The 5,433-nt window shown below is 48.8% G+C and carries 7 protein-coding genes and 1 pseudogene; 7 read left to right on the top strand and 1 reads right to left on the bottom strand.

All coding sequences use genetic code 11. The features are described from left to right. Positions 1-269, top strand: a pseudogene (locus tag A8707_RS29365) (hypothetical protein); the annotation flags it as partial. Here the strand turns inward: A8707_RS29365 and A8707_RS25435 are convergent. After that, entirely contained in the window at positions 263-871 is a 609-nt protein-coding gene (locus tag A8707_RS25435) for a hypothetical protein (protein ID WP_068820171.1), read from the bottom strand. The pseudogene A8707_RS29365 and the gene A8707_RS25435 overlap by 7 nt on opposite strands. Before the next feature lie 106 nt (positions 872-977). Here A8707_RS25435 and A8707_RS25430 point away from each other — a divergent pair, with 106 nt between their 5' ends. From A8707_RS25430 to A8707_RS25410, 6 genes are all read left to right on the top strand, one after another. Next, on the top strand, positions 978-1,835 hold the full coding sequence (locus tag A8707_RS25430) for a helix-turn-helix transcriptional regulator (RefSeq protein ID WP_068820169.1): 858 nt from the start codon (positions 978-980) through the stop codon (positions 1,833-1,835). A gap of 281 nt (positions 1,836-2,116) precedes the next feature. Then, positions 2,117-2,278, top strand: a complete 162-nt coding sequence (locus A8707_RS28720) for a hypothetical protein (protein ID WP_156518881.1) — start codon at positions 2,117-2,119, stop codon at positions 2,276-2,278. A 239-nt stretch (positions 2,279-2,517) separates the two neighbouring features. Further along, complete coding sequence (locus tag A8707_RS25425) at positions 2,518-3,123, top strand: ParA family protein (protein ID WP_068820167.1); 606 nt, start codon at positions 2,518-2,520, stop codon at positions 3,121-3,123. Continuing rightward, positions 3,120-4,076: a ParB/RepB/Spo0J family partition protein gene (locus A8707_RS25420; RefSeq protein WP_068820165.1), complete on the top strand. Its 957-nt coding sequence runs from the start codon at positions 3,120-3,122 to the stop codon at positions 4,074-4,076. Before A8707_RS25425 ends, A8707_RS25420 begins: the two co-directional genes overlap by 4 nt. A gap of 50 nt (positions 4,077-4,126) precedes the next feature. Then, positions 4,127-4,333 (top strand): hypothetical protein, encoded by a 207-nt coding sequence (locus tag A8707_RS25415; protein WP_068820163.1) that lies wholly within the window; start codon positions 4,127-4,129, stop codon positions 4,331-4,333. Positions 4,334-4,443: 110 nt separating this feature from the next. Then, complete coding sequence (locus A8707_RS25410; RefSeq protein ID WP_068820161.1) at positions 4,444-5,106, top strand: MarC family protein; 663 nt, start codon at positions 4,444-4,446, stop codon at positions 5,104-5,106. Positions 5,107-5,433 lie beyond the last annotated feature (327 nt).

Below are 5,433 nucleotides of genomic sequence, written 5' to 3'. Positions count from 1 at the left end.
GACTCCATTGCTTTGGTCAGAAGACTCGGCTGGGCATTTATCGCTGGTTGTTGTTATCCCTCATTGCTTACCTGCTTGCCCATTGGGTCTCTCGAACTTTCCCAAACTGGTGGCGGCTCGACTGGGGCGAAGTCTGTGTCAAAGCCGTTGCAACTCTGCTGCCGCACGTTGCCTGGATTAAGCTACTTCGTCAGATTCACAAGCACCGAGACCTGGTGGATGAGCAAGGGTTTGAGATTATCATCCAGTCCCTATCCTCAGCTTATTGAGACTGGTGCAAGATGTGAGTTAACCTAATTTTGAATAATTGACTAGGACGAGCGAAGGCAACTGTTAGTTCATTTTCGACTTTGCGGATACGCTTTTCTTCTACAATTCCCAGGTCAAATAAATCGCCCCCAATCAGCATCGCCGACCAACGTTTGATGTTTGGGTCTTCTGGTAAAAAGCGCATTCCATCACTGACATTGTGCCCTGAATGCCGCTCGATCAAACGACGCACTAATTCGAGACCGTCATCTGTTTTAACTAAGCTGCTAACGCCTGCGAGATCGAGTTGTTCTTGCAGAAAAGCGCGATCGCGTGCCAGCGCTTTAACGTTGCGCTTATCTTCAGATAGTTTGTTCAAATCATGAACGGCAGTTGCAGCGAGGATGCAAGCACGTTTTTCTTCAGGAACGTTCGCAATTTTGCTGACTGTCAGCACAAACTGACAGGCTGAGTCGAGATGTTCAGCCAAAGTCCGCCCCTTGCGCGTTCCATGCTGATGATGTGCCGCGTGTAGATCGTATAGATTTGGGCGCACCTTACCGAAGTAGACCTCATCTAAACCTTCCGGCTCTCGGTTTAGCAATCGAAGACGTTTCAGCATCTTTTTTCCCTTGCATTTTGTCCGTATACCGTTGCATTAAGTTGATTATGACCTTCAAAATAGAGATCGACAAGAGACTTTATGGATAAAGTGTCCGTATATTTTTATGAGCCGCAAAGGATATTCGATTACCCTCTCCATTCAAGAGCGAGACAAGGCGCAGTTAGAGCAGATTGCGCTTGAACAGGGGATGACCTGGGGCGATCGCCCGAACATCTCCCGCCTAGTGGAAGCGATCGCCCGTCGAGAATTACTGATTGGGCGCAATAACGATTGGTCAGACGATCGCATCCGTGCGCTGCAACAGGCGATGCGTGCCCTGAGCGATACGGGGCAGATCGATGAAGCACAAATCATTGTTAGATTGCTCCTCGATCGCAGCGAACTAGCTGTGCCGTTACGAAACGAAATAGAAACATTGCTGGCAACGCCGATGGTGCCCTGGAGATCGGAGCTTGACCAGTACATACGTCGCCAAATGCCGTTTCAGTTGACCTATCGGGATGCTGCCGATCGCCCCTTCACCTTCACCATCCGTTATGCCAGAATCACCTTCCGAGAAAAGCGACAATACCTGGAATGCTGGTGTGACGAAACGGAGGGCAACCAGGATCTGCCCCAATTGCAGCACAACTGGAACTTGCGGATCGATCGGATTCCTGCCGCTGCCATCAACTCGATACAAGGTCGATGGCACTCTAATCTAGATGACATTGAAGTTGAACTCCACCTTCTCAATCGGCTGGCATTTGCTTATGAGTCAAAAACTGAAGATATCGCCAATGAATGGCTAACCAATAGTAATCCTCCCATCCGTCGCGTGGTACGAAAGATTTTCAATACCTTTTGGTTCTTTCGAGAGGTACTTCGCTATGCAGACGATTGTGTGATCGTGTCACCTGAAGGGGCGCGGGAGCGGTTTAAGCAGAAGCTACGATCGCTCTACGAGCAGTATGAACTTTAGAAGCAAGGTGTGTTAAAAACGCTTAATTCCAAGTGCAATAGTTTGTTCTCCACAACTTTTAGGTTCTAAACGAGCAACTCACGCTAAGATCCTTGTCATTGGTTAACCCACAAAGATCACTAAAATTTTATGAAGCTTCCCAAGGTTCTCGCTTTCGCGAATCAGAAAGGCGGGGCAGGCAAATCTACATTTAGTGGACGCTGACGGACAGCAAAGTAGTTCTGTCTGGCTTAAAGAGATTGGGCTTTCCTCTCAGGTCATTAGCAATCCAGAGACTTTATTTGAATCTTTACCACAAGAAGTCCTGGGCTTATCTGGAGCAACAACGGGGAAGGATTGAGGCAGCCTACGCTTGGGCACACAAAGCCAAGGAGGGATTTATTCGGTTAGGCATGACACGCGAAGCGGAAGAAATGGCTGCGCCGCTAGAGACGATGCAATAGCGCGATACGAAGAGATCGCTCAGAGCAGAAGCAACCAGACTACTCCGCACTGACAGGCAGCGCAATAGCGCGAGCCGCTCCGCTTCCAGATTGTGACTTGAAACAATTGATCGACATCCATTGCACTTTCATGACGGTAGTACTCCTCTTTGACTGCGAATAACGTTATTCGCAGCCGAGTTTTTTAATTTCTACCGTGCTAAAGTCAGGCTAGATCCCTGCATCTTGGGAGAAAACCAATGATTATTGCAATCGTTAATCAGAAGGGTGGCGTGGCAAAAACAACCACCGCTGTTCACTTTGCCTACGGGCTATCGGCTCAGGCGGCGACCGTGCTGGTAGACTCTGACCCCAATCGATCAGCGATGGCTTGGGCAGGTCGTGCCACTTCTGCTTTTCCCTTCAAAGTGATTACAGAGCTTCAGCTACTCCGCTTTCAAGGCAAATTCCAGCATATTGTTACCGATACGAAAGCACGTCCCTCTCCAGAAGACCTTAAGGTTCTACTGGAAATGACAGATTTGATTGTGCTGCCCTCATCAACCTCAGGAGACGATCTCAGAGTCACAGTGGATACAGCTCAAAGATTGAAGGAGGTCGGAAGCCAAAACCACCGGGTTTTGCTCACCAAAGTTCCTTCTGTCAAGGATGAAAAAGATGCACGGGAGTATCTTCAAGAGCAATCTATCCCAATTTTCAAGGGACATATTCGGGCTTACAAAGCTTACGACAAAGCATTTATTGAGGGTATTCCGGTGTTTCAAGTCAAGCGAGACCCCAATGCCTCGCGCGCTTGGTTAGACTATCAAACGGTAATTCAAGAAGTACTGGAGGAATACTCATGAGTCGATTGAAAGGACTAGCAGCATTGCGAGCAGATACGATCGTCACTGAAGCAGAAGTGGAAGCGGTGTCAATGGCAGTCGGTGGGTTTCCAGTTCTCATTGAGATCGCCAAAATTCAGCGATCGCCATTTCAGCCACGTCACTATTTTAATGTGCAAAAGATCTCTGCAATGGCGAGTAAATTTCGCAGATATCTGGAACGGGGTGAGTATCCGCGCACCGCAATTTTGGTGCGCCCAATTACAGGTGGATATGAATTGGTGTTCGGAGAGCAGCGCAAGCTCGCTCATGAACAAGCAGGTTTCACCGATCTGATGGCGTTCGTCGATGAATCCCTCACCGATGAAGCAGCCAGTGAGCTTGCTCTAGATGAAAACCTGATGCGAGAAGATCTCAACCCGTATGAGAAAACGCAGGCAATTCTCGCTCGTATAGCTCTACTGCTCAAGATCCCACCAGAAAACGTCAAGCAGCTACTCGACAAGGCCGCGCATGAGCGCGAACCTGGTGAAAATAGCGTGACTCAGACTGAAGCATGGCAACAGCTTGAGTCCTTTTTTCAATCGTTACCTGATCCCCTAACGCCGGATAGCTTTCGCGTCAACTACCTACCCCTTCTGAACCTGCCTGAAGATGTGCTGGAGCAGTTGCAACAGGGAAAATTGGAATATACCAAAGCGCGGGCGATCGCCGGAGTCAAAGATCCAGTCTTGCGTCAGCAGATACTTCAAGAGTCCGTCGAGCAGAATTTGCCCGTCCGCGCCATTCGCGATCGAACTACTCAAGCCAAACAAGCGGCGGTAGATCAATCAGAACCACCAGAGCCAACACTGCGATCACGATTTGACCAAACCTATAAACAGGTTAAGAAATCGAAGGTATGGGATGACCCAAAGAAATCTAAAAAGATTGAGCGCTTGCTAGATGAGTTGCAGAAATTAGTTGAGGGTTGAGAAATTTGTAATTGAAGAAACTGGTTCAGGTGGTTGCAGGTTAAACAAAGATGATGAAGCTCAATTTTCCAGCCCAAATTGACTACCTGCTGTTTAGCGGTGACATTGAAGGCGACGAGATTCTCAGTCTGCATCACTTGCTGAAATCCTATGAGCAGGGACTCATCACGGCTGAAGAAATGCAAGAAGCCATCCACAGCTTCAACACCGATATGTTTCTGCTAGAACCGCCGATAGACGAACTATCAATGGAGTAGAGGCGTTGTGATGGATCAGATATTTCTCGAATCCATCACAACGCCAGAACGGGTGAGCATCAAGGAACTACATAATTACTCCCTGAAGGACTGATAATAGGGACGTTGCTGTGAAACCTCAAACCGACGTGGCTCTACCCATCTTGAACTATGCCGTTGGCACACTGGTTGCCCTGTTTCCGATCGCTAACCCCATTGGAGCCGTCCCCGCCTTTTATAGCCTGACTGGAAGTGATAGCCGCACCGATCGCAGAAAGCAAGCTCAACGAACTGCCCTTAATGTCGTTTTGATTCTGGCACTATTCTTATTTGCGGGTCGAACAGTTCTAGAGTTCTTTGGTATCTCCCTAAACGTGCTGCGAATCGCGGGAGGCTTGCTGGTCGCTCATGCTGCCTGGGAGATGGTGACCAGCAAACAGCGAATGACTGATTCTGAGCATCAAGCCGCCGTCGAGAAAGAAGATGTTTCGTTTACGCCAATGGCAATTCCTCTGATTGCAGGTCCTGGATCGATTGGGGTAGTGATTGGATTAGCCACAAAAATGACGCAATGGAGCGAGTATCTGGGCTGCTTGATTGGAATCATCCTCTTTGGTGGGTTGCTCTATCTCTGCCTTGCGTTAGGGGAGACTCTGCTTTCAAGGATGGGTCACAATGGGTTTGGGGCTTTGAACCGTGTGTTTGGGTTCTTCATTCTGGCGATTGCAGTCCAACTCATGGCGGACGGAGTGATATCGCTTTTTCAGACAGCAGCCCCTACCTTGTTTCGATGAGACGGTTGAAAGAAAATGACAGCAGATGATGAATGACTTGACCGATGATCACTTTTCCTCACAGTGCGCGCTCTCCGAGATACCCGCAAGGGGTCGATGCACCTTCAACACCCGCAATCCTCATTTACCCTGTGCGGTTCATCCTTGCAAGATTATGCATGCTCAGTGCCCTGATTTTGAATTGGATACTTCACTGCCAGCCGGGGAATGGTGGGAGCCTGAAGGAGCCTCATATTATGCGGGTGAGTTAGTGATTGAGCCTATCCAACGCTGGACGAGAGAGCAAAAATTGGCGCTACTGGACTGGCACCCAATGTTTACGGGACG

It is taken from the genome of Phormidesmis priestleyi BC1401 (genome assembly GCF_001650195.1).
GTDB lineage: Bacteria > Cyanobacteriota > Cyanobacteriia > Leptolyngbyales > Leptolyngbyaceae > Phormidesmis_A > Phormidesmis_A priestleyi_B.
This window is presented reverse-complemented; position numbering and strand designations above follow the sequence as displayed.